We start from the raw sequence: 547 nt of genomic DNA, 5'->3' as shown, positions 1-547 counted from the left end.
TGGCCCGGCACCGCGCTGACGGTGTGCTGGAGTTCCTGGGCCGCGCCGACTTCCAGGTGAAGATTCGCGGCTTCCGCATCGAGCCAGGCGAGGTGGAGGCCGCGCTGCTGGCCCACCCCGAGGTGCGTGAGGCCATCGTCCTCGCGCGCGAGGACTCACCGGGCAACAAGCGACTGGTGGGCTATGTCACCGCCAGGACGGCCTCGCTGGATACCCTCGCCCTGCGCGCCTTCCTCCAGCAGCGGCTGCCCGAGTACATGGTGCCCTCGGCCCTCATGGTGCTGGAGGCGCTGCCCCTCACGCCCAACGCCAAGGTGGACAGAAAGGCCCTGCCCGCCCCGGAAGCCCGGCCCGAGCTCCGCCCCTTCCTCCCGCCTTCTTCCTCCACCGAGGTGCGCCTGGCCTCCCTCTGGTGCGAGTTGCTCGGCCTGTCCCAAGTCAGCGCCCTGGATGACTTCTTCGAGCTGGGCGGCCACTCCCTGCTGGCCACCCGCCTCGTCTCGCGCCTCCGCGCCACCTTCCAGGTGGAGCTGCCCCTGCGCGCCCT

General features: G+C 71.3%; 1 protein-coding gene. It reads left to right on the top strand.

Features of this window, described 5'->3' with window-relative positions; all coding sequences use genetic code 11:
• On the top strand, positions 1–547 hold a 547-nt coding region (locus G4D83_RS45275), incomplete at both ends, for an AMP-binding enzyme (protein ID WP_163871176.1).

Origin of the sequence: Myxococcus eversor, assembly GCF_010894455.1 — a bacterium.
Lineage (GTDB): Bacteria > Myxococcota > Myxococcia > Myxococcales > Myxococcaceae > Myxococcus > Myxococcus eversor.
This window is presented reverse-complemented; position numbering and strand designations above follow the sequence as displayed.